This window comes from Robertmurraya korlensis (assembly GCF_023715225.1).
GTDB lineage: Bacteria > Bacillota > Bacilli > Bacillales > Cytobacillaceae > Robertmurraya_A.
This window is the reverse complement of sequence record NZ_JAMBNS010000060.1, coordinates 1-500: the sequence shown is the minus strand read 5'-3', so window position 1 is coordinate 500 and position 500 is coordinate 1. Positions and strand designations below refer to the sequence as shown.

Sequence of the window (500 nt, the reverse complement as noted above, 5' to 3'; positions counted from 1 at the left end):
AAAAGCTTTGGATATTTTACTTCGTAAAAATCCTTGGTGCCGAGGACCGGAATCGAACCGGTACGGTAGTCACCTACCGCAGGATTTTAAGTCCTGTGCGTCTGCCAGTTCCGCCACCCCGGCAAAAGTAAGTTCTGGAGCGGAAGACGGGATTCGAACCCGCGACCCCAACCTTGGCAAGGTTGTATTCTACCACTGAACTACTTCCGCATATGGAAAGTTATTAGGCTACAAAAGAAGCATTGGTGCGGGTGAAGGGAGTCGAACCCCCACGCCTTGCGGCGCTAGATCCTAAGTCTAGTGCGTCTGCCAATTCCGCCACACCCGCATAATGATAATTAATAGAAAGTTATTTTGCTGAAGCAAAAAACTTTGGTGAGCCATGAAGGACTCGAACCTTCGACCCTCTGATTAAAAGTCAGATGCTCTACCGACTGAGCTAATGGCTCGTACAAATGGTGCCGGTGAGAGGACTTGAACCCCCAACCTACTGATTACAA

General features: G+C 49.0%; 4 tRNA genes. All 4 read right to left on the bottom strand.

Annotated elements, in window-relative coordinates:
- Window positions 1-34: 34 nt before the first annotated feature.
- Window positions 35-123 (bottom strand) — tRNA-Leu (locus tag M3175_RS24135).
- Between the two features lie 12 nt (window positions 124-135).
- Window positions 136-210, bottom strand: a tRNA-Gly gene (locus tag M3175_RS24130).
- Window positions 211-243: 33 nt separating this feature from the next.
- Window positions 244-328: transfer RNA gene (locus tag M3175_RS24125), tRNA-Leu, on the bottom strand.
- Between the two features lie 45 nt (window positions 329-373).
- A tRNA-Lys gene (locus tag M3175_RS24120) sits at window positions 374-449 on the bottom strand.
- Window positions 450-500 lie beyond the last annotated feature (51 nt).